Origin of the sequence: Tenacibaculum halocynthiae (assembly GCF_964512825.1) — a bacterium.
Taxonomy (GTDB): Bacteria; Bacteroidota; Bacteroidia; order Flavobacteriales; family Flavobacteriaceae; genus Polaribacter; species Polaribacter halocynthiae.
Map to the genome: position 1 here is coordinate 98524 of NZ_CAZELG010000031.1, position 19628 is coordinate 118151.

Annotated in this window: 15 protein-coding genes and 1 pseudogene; 7 read left to right on the forward strand and 9 right to left on the reverse strand. The window is 28.4% G+C overall.

What is annotated here, in order from left to right; translation table 11 throughout:
• The first annotated feature begins 34 nt into the window (after positions 1–34).
• The gene (locus ACKTTQ_RS12235; protein ID WP_408049349.1) at positions 35–883 is read left to right on the forward strand and encodes an N-acetylglucosamine kinase; all 849 of its coding nucleotides are present in this window, start codon (positions 35–37) and stop codon (positions 881–883) included.
• On the opposite strand, the gene ACKTTQ_RS12240 is transcribed toward ACKTTQ_RS12235, so the two are convergent.
• Both ACKTTQ_RS12240 and gldJ read right to left on the reverse strand, forming a co-directional pair.
• The gene (locus ACKTTQ_RS12240; RefSeq protein ID WP_093869158.1) at positions 880–2139 is read right to left on the reverse strand and encodes a UDP-N-acetylmuramoyl-tripeptide--D-alanyl-D-alanine ligase; all 1260 of its coding nucleotides are present in this window, start codon (positions 2137–2139) and stop codon (positions 880–882) included. The two genes, ACKTTQ_RS12235 and ACKTTQ_RS12240, sit on opposite strands and share 4 nt — an antisense overlap.
• A gap of 65 nt (positions 2140–2204) precedes the next feature.
• Entirely contained in the window at positions 2205–3917 is a 1713-nt protein-coding gene (gldJ, locus tag ACKTTQ_RS12245; protein ID WP_093869159.1) for a gliding motility lipoprotein GldJ, read from the reverse strand.
• Between the two features lie 203 nt (positions 3918–4120).
• Between gldJ and porU the strand changes: the two genes are divergently transcribed.
• The 6 genes from porU to ACKTTQ_RS12275 all read left to right on the forward strand — a co-directional run bounded on the left by porU (position 4121) and on the right by ACKTTQ_RS12275 (position 13888).
• Positions 4121–7507: a type IX secretion system sortase PorU gene (gene porU, locus ACKTTQ_RS12250; RefSeq protein WP_408049350.1), complete on the forward strand. Its 3387-nt coding sequence runs from the start codon at positions 4121–4123 to the stop codon at positions 7505–7507.
• A gap of 46 nt (positions 7508–7553) precedes the next feature.
• Positions 7554–8627 (forward strand): type IX secretion system outer membrane channel protein PorV, encoded by a 1074-nt coding sequence (gene porV, locus ACKTTQ_RS12255; RefSeq protein ID WP_408049351.1) that lies wholly within the window; start codon positions 7554–7556, stop codon positions 8625–8627.
• Between the two features lie 79 nt (positions 8628–8706).
• Entirely contained in the window at positions 8707–9189 is a 483-nt protein-coding gene (gene cdd / locus ACKTTQ_RS12260; RefSeq protein ID WP_113787703.1) for a cytidine deaminase, read from the forward strand.
• 117 nt (positions 9190–9306) lie between these two features.
• On the forward strand, positions 9307–10371 hold the full coding sequence (locus tag ACKTTQ_RS12265; RefSeq protein ID WP_408049352.1) for a 3-oxoacyl-ACP synthase III family protein: 1065 nt from the start codon (positions 9307–9309) through the stop codon (positions 10369–10371).
• 74 nt (positions 10372–10445) lie between these two features.
• Positions 10446–11981, forward strand: a complete 1536-nt coding sequence (guaA, locus tag ACKTTQ_RS12270; protein WP_113787701.1) for a glutamine-hydrolyzing GMP synthase — start codon at positions 10446–10448, stop codon at positions 11979–11981.
• A gap of 50 nt (positions 11982–12031) precedes the next feature.
• Positions 12032–13888 (forward strand): PBP1 and LysM peptidoglycan-binding domain-containing protein, encoded by a 1857-nt coding sequence (locus ACKTTQ_RS12275; protein ID WP_408049353.1) that lies wholly within the window; start codon positions 12032–12034, stop codon positions 13886–13888.
• 343 nt (positions 13889–14231) lie between these two features.
• On the opposite strand, the pseudogene ACKTTQ_RS19160 reads toward ACKTTQ_RS12275, so the two are convergent.
• The 7 genes and pseudogenes from ACKTTQ_RS19160 to ACKTTQ_RS12310 all read right to left on the reverse strand — a co-directional run.
• Positions 14232–14443: pseudogene (locus ACKTTQ_RS19160) on the reverse strand (sugar phosphate nucleotidyltransferase); the annotation flags it as partial.
• A 127-nt stretch (positions 14444–14570) separates the two neighbouring features.
• On the reverse strand, positions 14571–15707 hold the full coding sequence (locus tag ACKTTQ_RS12285; RefSeq protein ID WP_408049354.1) for a DegT/DnrJ/EryC1/StrS family aminotransferase: 1137 nt from the start codon (positions 15705–15707) through the stop codon (positions 14571–14573).
• 1 nt (position 15708) lies between these two features.
• Positions 15709–16461, reverse strand: a complete 753-nt coding sequence (locus ACKTTQ_RS12290; RefSeq protein ID WP_408049355.1) for a formyltransferase family protein — start codon at positions 16459–16461, stop codon at positions 15709–15711.
• Position 16462: 1 nt separating this feature from the next.
• Positions 16463–16789 (reverse strand): hypothetical protein, encoded by a 327-nt coding sequence (locus ACKTTQ_RS12295; protein WP_408049356.1) that lies wholly within the window; start codon positions 16787–16789, stop codon positions 16463–16465.
• On the reverse strand, positions 16776–17381 hold the full coding sequence (locus tag ACKTTQ_RS12300) for a sugar transferase (RefSeq protein WP_408049357.1): 606 nt from the start codon (positions 17379–17381) through the stop codon (positions 16776–16778). Before ACKTTQ_RS12300 ends, ACKTTQ_RS12295 begins: the two co-directional genes overlap by 14 nt.
• Positions 17374–18525, reverse strand: coding sequence for a glycosyltransferase family 4 protein (locus tag ACKTTQ_RS12305; protein ID WP_408049358.1), 1152 nt, complete (start codon positions 18523–18525; stop codon positions 17374–17376). The genes ACKTTQ_RS12300 and ACKTTQ_RS12305 overlap by 8 nt, the downstream gene beginning before the upstream one ends.
• Entirely contained in the window at positions 18509–19624 is a 1116-nt protein-coding gene (locus tag ACKTTQ_RS12310) for a glycosyltransferase (RefSeq protein WP_408049359.1), read from the reverse strand. The genes ACKTTQ_RS12305 and ACKTTQ_RS12310 overlap by 17 nt, the downstream gene beginning before the upstream one ends.
• Between the last annotated feature and the right edge of the window lie 4 nt (positions 19625–19628).

Consider the following 19628-nt stretch of genomic DNA (forward strand, 5'->3'; position numbering starts at 1 on the left):
ATATCGTTCATTTATATTTGAAAAAACATTAAATATGATTCTAATTGCTGATGGAGGTTCAACAAAAGTTGATTGGGCATGTATAGATAAAAATAAAAATGAAATTTTTAGAACTCAAACTCAAGGATTAAACCCAAATGTTGTTTCAGCAAACGAATTACATTCCAGAATAATCAATTCTGAAAAGATAAATATTCATGCAAACTATATTGAGTATATCTATTTTTATGGAGCTGGTTGTGGAACTGAAACTCCAAAAAAACATTTAAATGAAGTTTTAAACTCAATTTTTTGCAAAGCGAATATAACAGTAGATGAAGATATACTAGGAGCTGTATATGCTTCTGCTGGAAAACAAGAAGCTATTGTTGCTATTTTAGGAACTGGTTCTAACAGTTGTTATTTTAATGGATTAAAAACTGAATACTCCTCTCCTTCTCTTGGATATTCTATTATGGATGAAGCTAGTGGTAATTATTTTGGAAAAAAATTACTTAAAGATTTCTTTTATAAAAAAATGCCTGAAAAAATAACTTTTCAATTTAATAGCGATTTTAATTTAAATCCTGACGACATAAAACTTAACTTATACAAGAAAGAAAACCCAAACATGTATTTAGCAACTTTTGCTAAGTTTTTAATAGAAAATAAAAATGAAAAATATGTGAGAAAACTTGTTAGGAAGGGATTTAAGAAGTTCTTTCATTTACATATAAAACCATATAACAAACCTGTTTCAGTTCCTTTGTTTTTTATTGGGTCAATTGCTTATTTTTTCCAAGATATATTACACGAAATAGCTTTAAAAAACAGCATGCTAATTAAAAACGTTATTCAAAGACCAATAGATGGGTTAATTGACTATCATAAAGAAAATTATTAGAGAAAATCAACTATTCTTTCTAATGCCATCCCTCTAGATCCTTTTATAAAAATAATGGTACCCTCGCTTATTGTTTCACTTTTAATGAACTCTTTTAACTCTAAAAAAGTTTTAAACCTATCTAAATTTGTAGTTACATCAAAGAAGTTTTCTCCTACTAAAATTGTTTTTGCAAAACTAAACCCCTCAGCTTTATTGGCAATTAACTGATGCTCCTTTAAGGCACCGTCTCCAAGTTCAAACATATCTCCTAGAATAACTAATTTTTCACTTCCTACTAATTCATTAAAACTGTCCAAAGCATATTCCATACTAGTAGGGTTTGCATTATATGCATCTAATATAATTTTAAACCCTTTTTTATTAATGATTTGAGATCTGTTATTTGAAGGTATATAATTTTCTAGCGCCTTTTTTATATTTAAACTAGAAACCCCTAAAAGTTCACCAATAGTAATTGCTGCTGAAATATTTGAGAAATTATACTTTCCAATTAAATTACTTTTAATAAATATATCATTAAACTCTAACTCAACAAAAGGGGATGCTTTCAAAAAATTAATTGAACTATTAAATAAGACTCTTTTTATATTAGTTGTTTTATCTAGTTGTTTTTCATCATTTGGGTTAACGATAGCTATCTTATTATTTACTTTTAAAAAGTCATACAACTCTGATTTAGCTTTAACAACACCATCAATAGAACCAAAACCTTCTAAATGAGCTTTTCCAAAATTTGTAATATAACCATAATCTGGTCTTGAAATTTCAGATAAAGAAGCAATCTCATTATGATTGTTTGCTCCCATTTCAACAACACCTATCTCAGTATTTAAATTCATTGAGAGTAATGTTAAGGGAACACCAATATGATTGTTTAAATTACCTTTAGTTGCTGTAACATTGTATTTCTGATTAAGTACAGCAGTAATTAATTCTTTAGTTGTTGTTTTACCGTTACTTCCTGTTAACCCTACTATTGGTATCTTTAACTGTTCTCTATGATATCTTCCTAATTCTTGTAAAGTTTCTAAAACATTAGTAACTAAAATTATAGAATCATCAGTTAGGTATTCCTTTTCATCTACTATTGCATAATCAGCCCCTTTACTTAAAGCTTCTTCAGCAAATTTATTCCCATTGAAATTATCTCCTTTTAAAGCAAAAAAAATGGTTCCCTTTCTAATTGATCTTGTATCTGTATCTACTAAAAAATTTTTAGTATACAATTTATATAAGTCCTTAACTGTATTCATAGATTAAAAATAATAAACCTCATTGAAATCAATGAGGTTTACTTACTTTATATTTTAAAACTTGCTTATTTATTTTTATACCTTGGTGTTGCTGTTTTCTTTCTGTTCATCATCATTGGTCCCATTTTATCAGTAGCACACCTAAACCCTATATAATTTGTAGCCATGTACTCTGGGAAATATCTTCTTTGAGCAGGATCTAACCAATACTCTCTATCAGCCCATGAACCACCTTTAAACACTCTTGATTTATCACTAATTAAAGTTGTTCTTCTTTTAGCATCATACTTAAAGTTATTTACAACTCTACCTAAAGAATCCTTTTCTTCTTCTGGTTTAGTAGGCGAATTATACATTCTAGGAGTACCTGTTAATTGATCTTTGTCTAAGTTGAAAAATTTTGAAGAAGCTTGATCTCCATCTCCTAAATTAGAATTATCAGCTAAGTTATAATTTCTTCTCATGTAAGTATCTTCTTTAGTAATTGGAATATACTTAACACTACCAGGTAAATCTTTTGGTATTATTCTTCCACTCTCTAAAGTATCATATTCAACCTCACCTAATTCATCTCCAACAATAACTACTTTACCATCTTCATTTATTAATTTCTTAGTAAAAATATTACCTCTAAAATAATTAAAATCATTTGCTTCTGCATCAATTATTGGTCTATAAACATCAGAAACCCATTCAGCAACGTTACCAGACATATCGTATAATCCAAAAGCATTTGGAGGGTAACTTCTTACAGCATTAGGAATATCAGATCCATCACTACTCCATCCAGCAATACCACTATAGTTTCCTTTACCTTGTTTAAAGTTGGCTAATTGGTCACCTCTTTGTCTTTTATTTCTATCTCTAGTATACTTACCGTTCCAAGCATACTTTTTTCTACCTCTTACATTGTTGTATTCTCTATTTTCAAAAATAGCTTTTGCTGCATATTCCCATTCAACTTCAGTTGGCAATCTAAATTTTTGAGCTAAAATACCGTCAGTTGAAGTTACTTGTCTACCAGAAAAAGCACCTTTTGCAGGTTTTGGGTCACCTTTTTTTCTTGGAACAGGTAAACCTTTTTTATAAATTGTTGAATCTCCTTCGAACAATGCATAAGGGTTTGTTAAATAAGTATCTGTATCAAAATTATTTTTTCCTTTAAAAGATAAAGAATCTTCTTTAAAAATATTTTTAATAATTCCTTTATCCATTAAGATCTTTAAGTTAACAGCGTTTGTACGCCATTTACAATATTTATTTGCTTGAATCCAGCTAACACCAACAACTGGGTATTCAGCATAAGATGGGTGTCTTAAATAACTTTCAGATAATAAATTTGTATTCCCTAATCCTTTTCTCCATACTAGAGTATCAGGTAAAATAGAAGTATAAATATGTTTATATTGATTTTCTTCTGGAGGAAATATATCTTTTGTATACTGCATAAACAATCCATATTCTGAATTTGTTACTTCAGTTTCATCCATATAAAATGAACGCACATGCATTTGTCTTGGTGTAGTATTCCAATCAAACATTACATCATCTTGCACCAATCCCATAGTAAAGGTACCACCTTCTATATGAACCATTCCTGGAGGAGCATTGTTTCCTTCTTTATACTTTCCTTTAAGGTAACCACCGTAATTAGGATCGTTAAAGTTCCATCCAGTTAGGGAAGACTGACCTGAACCACCACCTCTTCTACTACTACAAGAGGTAATAAACAATCCAATGATTAGTAATAAACTAAATAATTTTAACGTACTTTTCATGTATTTTTAACTATTTTTAAGGGTGTGGCAATTTACAATATTTATAACTTCTAACAAGAAAATTTACTTATCTTTTAAAAATAAATTGGTTAGAAACATTGTCATTGCTAGTCTTCAAACGACACTTTTTAAACTTTATTATTACGAAACTAAGAAAAAGATTAAAATAAGTAACATTAAAATTCGTTATTTTGTAACGAATTATGAAAAAAAATATATTTCTTTTTTGTTTACTTTTCTCTGTTTGGGGATTTAGCCAGTCAAAATCAGTATTATCTGAAGGAACTTGGTATAAATTTTCAATAGATACCACAGGGGTTTTTAAAATTGACGCTAACTTTTTAAATCAACTCGGAATTAATCCTAATTCTGTTAATCCTAAATATATAAAAATTTTTGGAAACGGTGGCAATATGCTTCCTCAAAAAAATAATGCTACACGTTATAATGATTTACAAGAAAACAGTATTTATGTTCATGGTGAAAATGACGGTATCTTTAACAATGATGATTATATCTTATTTTATGGTAAAGGTCCTGATGGATGGCTAACTGACCCTATAACTTCTTCAGCTTCTCATCAAAAAAACATATATACCGATAAGTCTTATTATTTTCTAACCATAGGAAATGCAAATGGTAAAAGAATAAATAATAAAGCGCAACCAACATCTGCCAGTATTAAAACAATTACGGCTTTTGATGATTATACTTTTTACGAAAAAGAAGAGAAAAACCTTTTTGCAGTAGGTAGAAAATGGTTTGGTGAAGATTTTAGTTTTGAAAACACACAGAACTTTAAAATTCCTTTCCAAAATCAACTTCCAAATAGCGATATAACAATAAATGTTAGTGCAGTAACTATTTCTTCGTTAAACTCTTCAATGACAATAACTGCTAATAGCAGTAACTTAACAACATTAAACTTCCCTCCTGTTTCTAGTTCAAGTATTAGCTCACTTGCCATGCAAAGAACAAGTCAAGGCATTATAAAAAGTAACTCTAACAATATAATAGACATCTCTATAAACTACAATAACAATGGTTTACCATCAGCTAAAGCATATTTAGATTATATTGAAATCATTGGAAAAAAAGAATTAAAAGCTGACAATAAACAATTTTCTTTCAGAAGTTTTGAGGCTAGTAATACAACTGGTATTATAGAATATCAAATTCAAAACTCAAGTAATATAAACTTTCTTTGGAACGTTACAAATCATACTTCTCCTGAGAATATTGAAAATATAGCCACTGGGAATTCGTTTATTTTTAAGGCTAACGGAGGCACTTTAGAAGAATTTGTTTTAGTAAATACTTCTAATGCATATGAACCAAAAATAGAAGAAAACTTCAATATTGAAAATCAAAATTTGCATGCTTTAAAAGACATTCAATATCTAATTATAACAAATAATAATTTATTGAATGAAGCACAAAGACTTGCTGATTATCACACTAATAATTCAAATTTATCAAGTAAAGTTGTTCCCCTTAACAAAATATATAATGAATTTTCTTCAGGCTCACCAGATATAACAGGAATTAGAGATTTTATTAAATACCTATACGACAATTCATCAATAAATAAGAAATTAACATATGTATGTTTTTTTGGAGATTCTTCATATGATTATAAAAATAGAATTAACAACAATAATAATATAGTTCCTACTTTTCATGCTACTCAAAGTTTCGACTTAGTATCTTCTTTTGTTACTGACGATTATTATGTAATGCTAGAGCCTAACGATGGTGAAATGTTAATTTCCGATACTGTTGAAATAGCAACTGGAAGAATACCAGTAACAACTATTCAAGAAGCAAAAAATGTTATTGATAAAATTTTAAGTTATTACAATACTGACTCTTTTGGTGATTGGCGAAATACAATTACATTACTTGCAGATGACATTGATCAAGATGCAGATAAAACCTTACAATCAGGCTTGGAAGAGGTCGCTGACTCCATAAAGAAGTATAAACCTTTTTTCAATATTAATAAATTATATGCCGATGCTTTTAAACAAGAAAACTCATCAGGTGGTGAACGTTATCCTCAAGTAAAAAATGCAGTTAGTAACACTATTGAAAATGGAACACTTGTATTTGATTATTTTGGACATGGAGGTGAAGATGGTTTAGCTGATGAACGTCTTTTAGAAATCCCACAAATTGAAGCTTTAAATAATCTAAAAAAATTACCTCTATTTATTACTGTTACTTGTGAATTTTCAAGATTTGACAATCCTTTAAGAGATACTGCTGGAGAAAAACTATTTTTAAATAAAAATGGTGGTGCTGTAAGTATGATTACTACTACTCGAGATGTTTTTATTTCTTTAGGGGAACAATTTAACAAAGAACTTACTAAACATGTACTAAGTTTTGATAATTCTAACAGCTCTATTGCTCAAAACTTAATAAAAGCTAAAAATACTACATCCAGTAACCAAAAGTTTTTCATATACTTTTTTGGTGATCCTGCTATGAAATTAGCTATCCCAAAACCTAATGTGAGAATAACAAAAATGAACGATAAAGACATTACTAGTTCTATAGACACTTTAAAAGCCTTATCTAAAGTTTCGTTTGAAGGTGTTGTTACTAATAATTCAAATACTATTTTATCTAATTTCAATGGAGTATTATCAACTGTTATATTTGATAAATCGATAAATAAACAAACTTTAGATAATGATGGATTTGGTGTCATTAACACTTTTGACTCACAAGAAAGTAAACTATTTAGAGGGAAATCATCAGTAAAAAACGGTCGTTTTAAATTTGAATTTATCGTTCCTAAGGATATTAAAATAGCCTATGGAAAAGGAAAAATAAGCATGTATGCTAATGATAATAGTACCGATAAAGGAGGTGCTAACTTTGATGTAACTGTTGGTGGAATAAATCAAAATGCCCCTGAAGACACTATTGGACCTGAACTACAATCATTTATGAATGATGAATCTTTTATTGATGGAGGAAACACAAATGCTTCTCCTAATTTAATTATAAAACTTTCAGATATAAGTGGGATAAATACATCTATTACTGCTGTAGATCATGATATTGTTGCCATTTTAGACGGAAATGAGTCTGAACCATTTGTTTTAAACGACTACTACCAAACCGAATTAGATGACTTTACAAAAGGTAAAGTTTCTTACAAACTTAGAAATCTATCTACAGGACCACATACTTTAAAAATAAAAGCGTGGGACACTTACAATAATTCATCTGAGACTACGTTAAACTTTGTGGTTGTAAATGATGCTGGACTTACCTTAACTAATGTTTTAAACTATCCTAATCCATTTGTTAATTATACGGAGTTTTGGTTTAACCACAACAAACCCAATGAGCCACTAGAGGTTCAAGTTCAAATATTTACAGTTTCAGGAAAACTAGTTAAATCAATTAACAAGCTTTCTCAAACAACAGGTAATTTATCAAGAAATATAACCTGGAATGGGTTAGATGATTTTGGTAACAAATTAGGTAAAGGTGTTTATGTTTATAAACTAAAAGTTAAATCAACCGTAACAAATATAGTATCAGAAAAATACGAAAAATTAGTAATACTTTAATAAATACTAAAATTATATATTTGCAATATCAACAATTAAACTATAAATGAAAAAATTAACTATCCTTCTATTATTTTTAGCCGTTGCTTTCAAAGCACAAGCTCAAGGTATAACTACAGCAACTCCATTTTTATTAATAACCTCAGATGCACGTGCAGGTGGTATGGGAGATATTGGTGTAGCTACATCATCCGATGCATTTTCTATTTTTCATAATGCAGCAAAAACAGCATTTAATGAAAATCAAATAAGTATTGGTTTAAACTATACTCCTTGGCTTAGAAATTTAACTGATGATATTTTTGCTGGTAATCTTTCTTATGTTAACAGATTTAAAGAAAATGCCGCTTGGGGTGTAGATGTAAAATACTTTTCTTTAGGTAAAATTGAATTAACTGATTTATCAGGTGGTTCATTAGGTTCAATAAACCCTAGTGAATTTGCAATTACAGGTATCTATTCTCTTAAACTTAGTGAAACATTTTCTATGGGAGTTGGTTTAAAGTACATAAACTCAAACCTAGATGTTTCTAGCAATTTAAAAGTTGTAAACTCTTTTGCTGTAGATGTATCTGCATACTATCGTTCAGAAGAAGAAAATTATGGTAGTTTTAACGGGCGTTATCGTTTAGGAGTTAATGTTGCTAATATTGGTCCAAAAGTAGAGTATACAGATGGTGTTCAAAGTTTTATCCCTACCAATTTCAAGTTAGGTGGTGGTTTTGACTTCATCTTTGATGACTACAATTTATTAGGATTAAATTTTGAAGTAACAAAGTTATTAGTTCCAACAAGTCCTAACTCAACTAGAGGTTGGTTTGAAGGAATGTTCACCTCATTAGGTGATAGAAGTTTTAGTGAAGAATTAAAAGAGGTTACTTGGGCTTTAGGTGCTGAGTACTTATATAATAAAGCCTTTGCTGTAAGAGCAGGTTATTTTCACGAAAGCGAAGAAAAAGGACAACGCCAATACTTTACAATGGGAGCAGGTTTTAAAGCCAAAGCTTTTTCATTAGACCTTTCATACTTAATGAATGCTTCTGATGTTAATAACCCTTTAGAAAACACATTACGTTTCTCTTTATCATTTGATTTAGGTGAAATATATGACGACTATTAAAACTCAGTTTTTTTTAGTAATTTCGTATAAAATATATAAGCTGTCTTTATAAGGCAGCTTTTTTTGACTCAAATAAAATATGAAAAAAATAGATATTTCTACTACTGCTACTATTTTTGATACTATTTCTCAATTATCAGAAGAAGATGCTTCGTTACTACAAAAAGCAATAGAAGCACGTAAAAAAGCTTATGCTCCTTATTCAAAATTTAATGTTGGAGCTGCTATATTACTCGATAACGATAAAATAATAACAGGTAACAATCAAGAAAGTGCCGCTTATCCGTCAGGGATGTGTGCTGAAAGAGTTGCTATATGGAAAGCTGGTTCTGAATATCCAAATATGATAGTTAAAAAAATAGCTATTACTGCAGCCTCAAGTATTACCAAAGTTAATAAACCAGTTGGCCCTTGTGGAGCATGTAGACAGACGTTATCAGAATATGAAATTAATCAAAAACAACCTATAGAAATTTTATTTACTGGAGAAACAGGCGCTATTGTAAAAACAGAATCGTTATTATCTCTATTACCATTTTCTTTTGATAGCTCATATCTATAATTTTCAATATCTATTTTTATTAAAATCGTAAAAAACTTAAAATATCTTTCAATAACAACCGTAAAGTAAGATAAAATGTTTTCTTTGTAGTAATTTCTATAAAACATATCTTTCAATATGACCAATGTAATAATTACTGGTACAGGAGCATACATACCTAGCATTACCAAAAAAAATGTTCAATTTACTGATACTAATTTTTTAAATGTTGATGGTACTCCTATTAAAGATACCAATGAAGTAATTATTGAAAAATTTAAGGCTATTACTGGAATAGAAGAAAGACGTTATGCAAAAAACGAATTAAACACATCTGACTTAGGTTTTTTAGCTGCTCAAAAAGCAATTGAGGATGCTAAAATTAACCCTGAAGAAATAGACTATATTATTTTCGCTCATAATTTTGGAAATGTTAAACCAAATAGTAGTCAAAGTGACCTTTTACCTAGTTTAGCAACTCGTGTAAAACATTTATTAAAAATAGAAAATCCAAACTGTGTAGCTTATGATATATTATTTGGATGTCCTGGCTGGATACAAGGGGTAATTCAAGCTCAATCTTTTATACAGTCTAAAATAGCAAAAAAAGCTCTAGTTATTGGTGCTGAAACTTTATCAAGAGTAATAGATGAACATGATAGAGATAGTATGATTTATAGTGACGGAGCTGGAGCATGCATTATTGAAGGATCAGAAAATAATAACTCTGGTATTTTAAGTCATGCTTCTCAAACTTTCACTAAAGATGAAGCCTATTACTTATTTTTTGATCGTTCTTATAATAAAGATACTAATAGCGATATAAATTATATGAAAATGCATGGGCGTAAAATTTATGAATTTGCGCTTAACAATGTACCTAATGCAATGAAAGCTGCTTTAGACAAAAGTGGTATTGAAATAAATCAGCTTAAAAAAGTTTTTATCCACCAAGCTAATGAAAAAATGGATGAAGCAATTATAAAACGTTTTTATAGACTCTATAACAAACCCGTACCTGAAGGAATTATGCCTATGAGTATTCATAAATTAGGTAATAGCTCGGTTGCAACCGTTCCAACCTTATTAAATTTAGTTTTAAAAGGTGAAATAGAAAATCAACATATTGAAAAAGGAGACGTTATTATGCTAGCATCTGTAGGTTCTGGAATGAATATAAATGCTATCGTTTATAAGTACTAAACAAAATTAAAAATAGAGGTAAAAAATACATCACTAAATATCGCAAATCTAAAATCTAAATATTATTTTTGCGGATGCAACAACACAATGTACTTATTTTAGATTTCGGTTCGCAATATACTCAGTTAATTGCCCGCCGTGTAAGAGAATTAAACATTTACTGTGAAATTCATCCCTATAACAAAATACCTCAAAATTTAAACGACTTTAAGGCTGTAATCCTTTCTGGAAGCCCTTCTTCTGTTCGTTCAGATGAAGCACCACATCCAGATTTATCAGAAATTAGAGGTAAAAAACCTTTATTATCGGTTTGTTATGGAGCTCAATACTTAGCTCATTTCTCTGGAGGTTTAGTAGCTCCTTCTAATACTCGAGAATACGGTAGAGCCAACCTTTCGTTTATTAAAGAAGGAGAGGAATTCTTTTCTAATATTTCTGAAGGAAGTCAAGTTTGGATGAGTCATTCAGACACTATTAAAGAATTACCAACAAACGGAATATTGTTAGCTAGTACTCATGATGTAGAAAATGCAGCTTATAAAATAGAAGGTGAAACTACATATGCTATTCAATTTCATCCTGAAGTTTACCATTCAACCGATGGAAAACAATTATTACAAAACTTTTTAGTTTCAATTGCTGGCGTAGCACAAACATGGACACCAGCTTCTTTTGTTGATGAAACTGTATCTGGTCTAAAAGAAAAAATTGGTAATGATAAAGTTGTATTAGGTTTATCTGGTGGTGTAGATTCTACAGTAGCTGCTGTATTATTACATAAAGCAATTGGAAGTAACTTACATTGTATATTCGTAAACAATGGATTACTACGTAAAAATGAATTTACCGATGTATTGAAACAATACGAAGGAATGGGGTTAAATGTAAAAGGAGTTGATGCTTCGGCACGTTTTTTGGGTGCTTTAGCTGGATTATCTGACCCTGAAGCAAAAAGAAAAGCTATCGGTAAAGTTTTTATTGATGTTTTTGATGATGAAGCAAATCAAATTGAAAATGCTAAATGGTTAGCACAAGGAACTATTTATCCAGATGTAATAGAATCTGTATCAGTAAATGGTGGTCCTTCTGCAACTATTAAAAGTCATCATAATGTTGGAGGTTTACCTGACTTTATGAAACTTAAAGTAGTAGAGCCTTTACGTATGATTTTTAAAGATGAAGTTCGTCGTGTTGGTGCTTCTATGGGAATAGATAAAGATTTATTAGGTAGACACCCTTTTCCTGGACCTGGTTTAGCTATTCGTATTTTAGGTGATATTACTGCTGAAAAAGTACGTATATTACAAGAAGTTGACGCTGTGTTTATTAACGGTTTAAAAGAACATGGATTGTATGATAAGGTTTGGCAAGCTGGAGCTATATTATTACCTGTTAATTCAGTAGGTGTTATGGGAGATGAGCGTACTTACGAAAAGGTTGTAGCGCTTAGAGCAGTAGAAAGCACAGACGGTATGACTGCTGACTGGGTTAATTTACCTTATGAATTTTTGCAAAAAATATCAAATAAAATAATAAATAATGTAAAAGGTGTTAATAGAGTTGTTTACGACATTAGCTCTAAACCACCTGCAACAATTGAGTGGGAATAACGTTTATTTATAAAAACACTCGAAAAACACACATTAGAATATAGAAGCAGATGAAGAAATTACAATTTTTAATTTTAATCGGTATATTGTCATTTACCATTTCATGCGGGCAACAAAAACGTTATGTATCTTATAAAATCCAAGAGGGAGAAACTATGAGAGATGTAGCCAATCGTTTAGACATGAAAACTAAAGATTTACTTAGATTAAATCCTGATGTTGGTAGGAAACCTAATGCTAATACCGTTATTGTTATACCTAACCCTAAAATTAAAACTAATAATTCTTCATCTGATTCAAAAAAAGACTATGCTGTAGTTGAAGACGTTAAACCTGATGAAACTGAAACTACTACAAATAATGAACAAGAAAATCAGAACAGTGAGAACAACGATACAGATGTATTCCAAACTACAGTTGTTAAAAGCTACAAAACACACGAAGTAAAACCCGGAGAAACGGTATATAGGTTGACTAAACTTTATAACATTTCTAAAGATGAATTGTGTAAACTTAATCCTGAGTTTCCTGAAATAATAAATAACACTCTTAGCATTGGTCAAATACTTAAAGTAAAAGCTATAGAGGAAACCGTAACAATTAATAAAGAAGAAGTTTTAAAACAATATTTAACTCATACAGTAAAAAGTAAAGAAACTGTTTTTAGCTTAACTCGTTTTTACAACATAACAAAAAAACAGTTAATTGAACTAAATCCTGAATATCCGGATATAATAGATAACAATTTATCTATAGGTCAATTATTAAAAATTAAACCTATCAACGAAGTAAAAGAGAACGAAGAGTTTCTTTTTTATCAAGATAGTATACAAGAAAATGCCACTATAAACCTTTCGTTTTTACTTCCTTTTAAAACTAAAGAATATGATTCTTTAAATAATAAAAAGATTTTTAAAGACAATAGATTAGCAAATATGGTAACAGATTTTTATATGGGAGCTGAAATTGCTATTGACTCTTTAAAACAACAAGGTATTATAATTAACAGTTCAGTCTTTGACACAGGAAATAGAGGTGAAAATATTTCACAAATATTAGAAAATGATGAATTAGATACAGTTGATGTAGTTATAGGTCCTTTTTATTATGATAAAGCAGATAAAGTAGCTCAAAAATTAAGCGTTCCTGTTATTTTCCCTCATTACTCAAGCAATCAAAAAAACATAACATCTTCTAAAATAGTTAAAGTAGCCCCAGATAAATTATCTTATGCTAATTATTTGACTTCTTATTTAAAAGACAATTATAATGGAGAAAATATTTTCATTGTTGGTGATGGTAAAAGTAATTCTAATGTAACTATAAGTAGTATTCTTTCTTCGCTAAAAAAGCATGATTCAATAAATGCCATTCACATTTTAAAACCTAAAGATGGTTATATTAAAAGAGAGCGTTTTACAAATAAAATGAACGACCAAAAACATAATTGGGTAATTATTACTTCAGAAGATAAAGTAGCTGTAGCTGATGCTTTAAATAGCATGATTGGGTTACCTGATGAAGTTTCTGTTCAAGTTTTCACTACAAATAAAAATAGCTCTTATAATAACATAGATAATAATAAATTAGCGAACATTAATTTCACTTATGTATCTAACTCATTTTCTGATGAAAACTCAGATGATATAAAACTATTCTATAAAAAATTTAGAAGAAAAAATAATGCTTTACCTTCTGAATACGCTATTAAAGGATTTGATATAACATATGATATATTAATTCGATTAGCTTCTGGTAATGACTTAACAAAAACTTTTAAACAGGGAACCTCTTTACGAATTGAAAATAAATTTGATTACAACAAAAAGCTATTTGGTTCAACAAGTAATAAAGGCCTCTTTATTATAAAATACAATAAAGACCTGAGTTTAAGTAGACTTAAATAATAAAAAAGGATGATTTTAAAATCATCCTTTTTTATTTATACATTTCTTTATAATACTTCTGATATTCTCCGCTAGTTACATTATTTATCCAATCTTGATTCTCCAAATACCATTTACCGGTATGCTTTATAATCATAACCTGATCAACTGAATCAAAACAATCAACTCTATAAAATTAAGGTTCTTAAGATAATAACAAAAATTGTAGTCTTATTTTCTACATTATTAAGAGTACTCATTAACATCTAAGACAATCCATAGCACAAAAAAACATTATCATTTCCTATTAAATATTTATCTAAAATAAAGACTTAGTCCAAACTATCAAGTGATGACTAATCTATTTAATTCCAAATTCGCTACCAGAGTCTAATAGTTTAAAAAAAATCAGGTTTAGAAATTATTAAAATTTCTTTTATTCCTACAAGAATTAATACTCATAATGGATAATATATAATTGGTTTAAGATAAACAGAGAGTAACTGTTTTGATACTCATTTTTGTTATTGGATATAATCTTGTTTCTGATCCTCCTGCTAGTATTATGCCTTTAATATCTACAATAATTTTTATAAAAAAGTAAAAAAATGATACTTTTCAATTTTGCTAAGTTATAAATTAAATACTATTGAATATCTACTTAAAAGTAAAGAACCCAGAAAATTTTCTGGGTTCTTTACTTTTATTTTTTTATTAATTTATTAATTGCTTTTTCTATTCTTTCCTTATCCATTTCTGTTAAGTTAGATCCTGATGGCAAACATAATCCATCATTAAACAACTTTTCAGCTACATGGCTACCATAATAATCATATTTATTAAAAATTGGTTGTAGATGCATTGGTTTCCATAGTGGACGAGATTCAATACTTTCTTCTAGTAAACTAAGTCTTAGATCTTCTCTAGAAAAACCAACTGTATTTTCATCTATAATAATAGAACTCAACCAATGATTCGAAAAATAATTTTTAGATGGTTCTTTAAGTACAGTGATTCCTTCAATGCTTTCAAAAATATTTTGATAAAATTGGTTATTACTTCTTCTAAAACCAACATGTTTATCTAATACTTCCATTTGCCCTCTTCCAATCCCAGCAACAATATTACTCATTCGGTAATTATAACCTACATGCGAATGCTGATAATGTGGTGCATTATCACGTGCTTGAGTAGACAGAAAAATAGCTTTCTTCTTATCATCTAAAGTATTACAAACTAATGCTCCTCCTCCAGAAGTAGTTATTATTTTGTTTCCATTAAAAGATAAAATTCCAAAATCCCCAAAAGTCCCGCATTTTTGACCTTTATATGTAGATCCTAATGCTTCAGCCGCATCTTCAATTAGAGATATCTCATATTTTTTTGAAACATTAACTATTTGATCCATCTTCGCTGGCATTCCATATAAATGTACTACAATAATTGCTTTAGGTTTATTCCCTTTTGCTATTTTATCTTTAATAGCTTCTTCTAATGCTATGGGACACATATTCCAAGTATCTTTTTCACTATCTATAAAAATAGGGTTTGCTCCTTGATACCTTATAGGATTAGCAGAAGCAGAAAATGTCATACTCTGACAAATAACCTCATCGTTCAACCCTACATTAGATAAAATTAGTGCTAAGTGTATTGCTGATGTTCCAGATGCTAAACAAGCTACATTTGACTGTTCACCTATGTAGTTTTCTAAATCTTCTTCAAAACCATTTACATTTGGTCCTAAAGGAGCTACCCAATTAGTCTCAAAAGCTTCTTTTACATATTTTTCTTCTCCTCCTCCCATATGAGGTGATGAAAGCCATATTTTTTCATTCATTTTATTCTGATATTATATTAATTTGGATGAAATTTTTCTTGCCATTTTCTACAAAAAAAGCTGACTCCTTAATATTATTTGTAGTTAATCCTCTTAAAAGATTTAACAACTCCTTACCTTTATATTTTTTTTCTAAATCTATTTCTTGAATCCCTTCTAGATCTTTCTTTACATGTGAGGTTCCTTCAATTGTCTGCCGAACCCTAATAGGTTTTAAACTTACTAAATCATCAAAAGATTTGACAAAAACTTCAAATTCTTTTTTTAATACTTTTTTATATAGCAAATTTGCTGTGTCTTGACTTGAAACTTTAATTTCTTCTTGATAGATTATATCTCCTGCATCTAATTTCTTAGCCATAAAATGTAATGTAGCTCCATAAGGGGTTTCATCAATTATTGCCCAACTTGGTGTATGCCATCCTTTATTATAAGGCAAGTAAGCTGGATGTAAATTTAAAAAACCTACTTTTGGTGCTATAAGTAGTTCTTCAGAAATTATATATGGGAAATGAATACCTATTATATAATCTATATCTAGATTTTTAACTAAAGAAACCACTTCATTACTATTTACTTCTTTACCTTTAAAAACATTATTTAATTCTAAACCTGATATTTTTATTAACTCATCTGCATGAGACTGTTTTGAGTTATTAGAAACAAATAAAGCCATAGGTTTATACCCTCTAGACATAATATAAGTTAATATATCTACACTTATTTGTCTATCTCCTGCGAAAATATATTTCATTTTATTTTTTTATTTTTTTATAAAAATCAAGAGGGAAATTAAAAGAATTTTCTAATCTATCAAAAATAAAACTGCTTTCTATATTAGTTATTTTTTTTTCCTCTTCATGAAACTGTAAAAACCAGTCTTCTAAATGAAAAATATATTGAAAAACATCTTCTATCAATTCAGAATCACAAGAAAACTGAAGTTCTTTTAATAAAGATATAATTTCTTTATTTGAACTATATATTCTTTTAGCTTGGTAATATTTTTTTTGGTTTAAATATTCTTCATAAGCATATTGACTACGCTTATTTAAAATTAAAATTCTCTTAATTGTTTCCATTAAAATATTCTGTTGTTGCACTTCCTTCTTTATTAATACCTTCTGACTTAAAAACTTTTAAAATTGTTTTAAAAAAAATTTTAAAGTCTAATTTAAAACTGACATTGTTTACATAAAAAACATCAAATTCAAATTTTTTATTCCAATTTATATCATTGCGTCCATTAATCTGTGCCCAGCCTGTAATTCCTGGACGTATATTATGACGTTTTTTTTGTTCCTTTTTATATAAGGGTAAATACTCAATTAATAAAGGTCTTGGCCCAATTAAACTCATGTCTCCTTTTATTACATTTAATAACTGAGGTAGTTCATCTAAAGATGTTTTTCTTACAAAACCACCTATTCTTGTTAATCTTTTTACATCAGGTAATAAATTTCCTTTTGAATCTTTCTTATCATTCATTGTTTTAAATTTTATAATGTAAAAAACCTTTTCTCTTTTTCCTGGTCTTGACTGAAAAAAAAATGGTTTACCATTATTTGCGAATGCTAACAATATAAAAACAATAATGAATATTGGACTAAGTAATATTAATCCTATTAATGATAATAAAAAATCTAATACTCTTTTAAAAAAAAACTTATACATTTTCTAAATTCTGATATTCTTTTAATAATTGATTCCAAAAAACTTTTCTTTCATAATTATCTTTGATAATTTTTCTAGAATTTTTTAATGAGTTTTTATAAAATTTTTCTTCATTAAGAAAAATTTTCATAATATTAAATAGTGCAATAGAATTTTTTAATGGTATGATTTTCCCATTTACATTTTCAAAAATTATTTCATTACATCCATTTATATTTGTAACAATTGAAGGCAACCCCATAGCACCTGCTTGCATTACGACATTCGGAAAACCTTCTCTATAACTAGGAAAAGTTAACACATTTGAAATTGAAAAATAAAGCCTTACGTCATTTTGAAATCCTGTTGTTAAAATTTTGTTGTTTTTATTAATAATAGTTTTAGTATTACGTTGTATAGGATCTAGATCGTCTTCATAAGGCCCTACAATTAATAACTTAATATTTTCTTCTGTATTACTTAATTTATCAAATGCAGCAACAAGTTCATTAATTCCTTTATCTCCAACAACTCTTCCTACAAATATAAAGACAAAATCTTTTTTATTAATACCTAAATTTTCTCTTAAATTTTGTTTATCCTTTTCAGAGAATAAATTAGGATCAAAGTAAGATGTGTCAATTCCATTTGAACTACCTTTACCTATAACCTTTAATTTCTCTTCTTTTATAAATTTATGTTTAAGAATAATATTCTTCAATCCATAAGAATTAGGGTAGACTCTTGTAGCGCAAGCATAGGTTAATTTTTCTACAAAATTTAAAATTTTTCTTTTTATTCCAGTTGCTTCTAATAATGGTAACCCAGCTACTGTATGTAATCTATTTGGAACCTTTGCAAAATATGATGCCAACATAGCTACAATACCAGCTTTCGGAGTGTGTGAATGAACAATTAGTGGTTTTTCTTTTTTTAAAAAACTATATAATTTATATGTAGCTTTTAAATCTTGTAAAGGTGTAATCTTTCTAGTCAATTCTAAATGAAAAACATCTACTCCTTGATTTTCACCAAATCTAAGTAATCTTTCTTTATCAGAAGATATCGCTTTAACTTGATAAAAATCTTTCATAAACTGTAATTGGTTTTCTAAAAGCTTTTCTAAAGATAATGGTACAGTAGTTACTCTAACTAATTTTTTCATTTAATAAAAATTCTATTTTTTCTAAAAAAAATTCAATTGACCTATTTTTTAATTCATTATCAAATAACTCTCTATTTTTGTCTGTATTATCTCTTAAAGATTTTTTTATTACATTAGCTAACATTACATGATTATTAGTATCAGCCATATATATCCCTTTTAAATCTTTAATTCCGCCAGCACATAAAGTTGAAACTACTCTGTTATTTTGTGAAATCATTTGTAATAAAACATTAGGAAAACCTTCTACTCTTGAAGATACAACGCATGTTGAAGCTTTATTAAAATAAGGATACACATTTTGAACAAAACCTTTTAACTTAATAGAATCTTCTAACTTATTTTGTTTTATTAGATTTTCTAAATTTACTCTTTCTTTTCCTTCTCCTAAAATAATTAAGTTTAAATTAATAAACTCTTCTTTAATTATTTTAAATGCTTTTATTAAAATATCAAATCCCTTTTCATTGATTAATCTTCCTGCAGAAACCATGTAAAAATCTTTATTAATCTCAATAGTCTCTTTTTCTTTCTGTTTTATTATAGCTAAATCAACAGGATTAGCTATTGTTTTCACTCTAATTTTACTAAAAACAGATGGTAGGTTCTTCTCAAATTCATTCAACATATTGTCAGTTTGACAAATTAAAAGATCGAGCTCTCTATAACCTAAATAATACATTAATTTATAAACATTTAGTTTCATCCCTGAAAACCTATTAAAAACAGTAGTAGACTCTCTTCCTATAAAATGTTTTATTTTAACTAGTCTTGTTTTTTTTAACAAACCTAATAAACCAGTTATTAAAACGTGAGATGTATAAGCATAATCAAAATTTTTAAACATCAATCTTAAGGGCAAGAATAACAATGATATAAATTCTAAATTAAACTTACTGTAACTAATTTTTACTTTATCTTTATTTTTTTCTTTTAAAAACTCCCAAGATTTAGTGGTTTGCTTTTTTAAAAAATAAATATAAATTTCGTTTTCCTTTACCTTATAATCGGCAATCATTTTTAAAACCTGCTCAGCTCCACCTAAAGAATCATTTGGCAAAACCATTAGAATTTTACCCATTTTATTATTAGTATTCATAAAA

Coding starts and splice junctions, on each gene's coding strand:
- ACKTTQ_RS12305 (WP_408049358.1), bottom strand. CDS start 18,525: ATGAAAAAATTAGTTAGAGTAACTACTGTACCATTATCTTTAGAAAAG.
- ACKTTQ_RS12235 (WP_408049349.1), top strand. CDS start 35: ATGATTCTAATTGCTGATGGAGGTTCAACAAAAGTTGATTGGGCATGT.
- ACKTTQ_RS12240 (WP_093869158.1), bottom strand. CDS start 2,139: ATGAATACAGTTAAGGACTTATATAAATTGTATACTAAAAATTTTTTA.
- guaA (WP_113787701.1), top strand. CDS start 10,446: ATGCAACAACACAATGTACTTATTTTAGATTTCGGTTCGCAATATACT.
- ACKTTQ_RS12300 (WP_408049357.1), bottom strand. CDS start 17,381: ATGTATAAGTTTTTTTTTAAAAGAGTATTAGATTTTTTATTATCATTA.
- cdd (WP_113787703.1), top strand. CDS start 8,707: ATGAAAAAAATAGATATTTCTACTACTGCTACTATTTTTGATACTATT.
- porU (WP_408049350.1), top strand. CDS start 4,121: ATGAAAAAAAATATATTTCTTTTTTGTTTACTTTTCTCTGTTTGGGGA.
- ACKTTQ_RS12290 (WP_408049355.1), bottom strand. CDS start 16,461: ATGAAATATATTTTCGCAGGAGATAGACAAATAAGTGTAGATATATTA.
- ACKTTQ_RS12265 (WP_408049352.1), top strand. CDS start 9,307: ATGACCAATGTAATAATTACTGGTACAGGAGCATACATACCTAGCATT.
- ACKTTQ_RS12310 (WP_408049359.1), bottom strand. CDS start 19,624: ATGAATACTAATAATAAAATGGGTAAAATTCTAATGGTTTTGCCAAAT.
- ACKTTQ_RS12275 (WP_408049353.1), top strand. CDS start 12,032: ATGAAGAAATTACAATTTTTAATTTTAATCGGTATATTGTCATTTACC.
- gldJ (WP_093869159.1), bottom strand. CDS start 3,917: ATGAAAAGTACGTTAAAATTATTTAGTTTATTACTAATCATTGGATTG.
- ACKTTQ_RS12295 (WP_408049356.1), bottom strand. CDS start 16,789: ATGGAAACAATTAAGAGAATTTTAATTTTAAATAAGCGTAGTCAATAT.
- porV (WP_408049351.1), top strand. CDS start 7,554: ATGAAAAAATTAACTATCCTTCTATTATTTTTAGCCGTTGCTTTCAAA.
- ACKTTQ_RS12285 (WP_408049354.1), bottom strand. CDS start 15,707: ATGAATGAAAAAATATGGCTTTCATCACCTCATATGGGAGGAGGAGAA.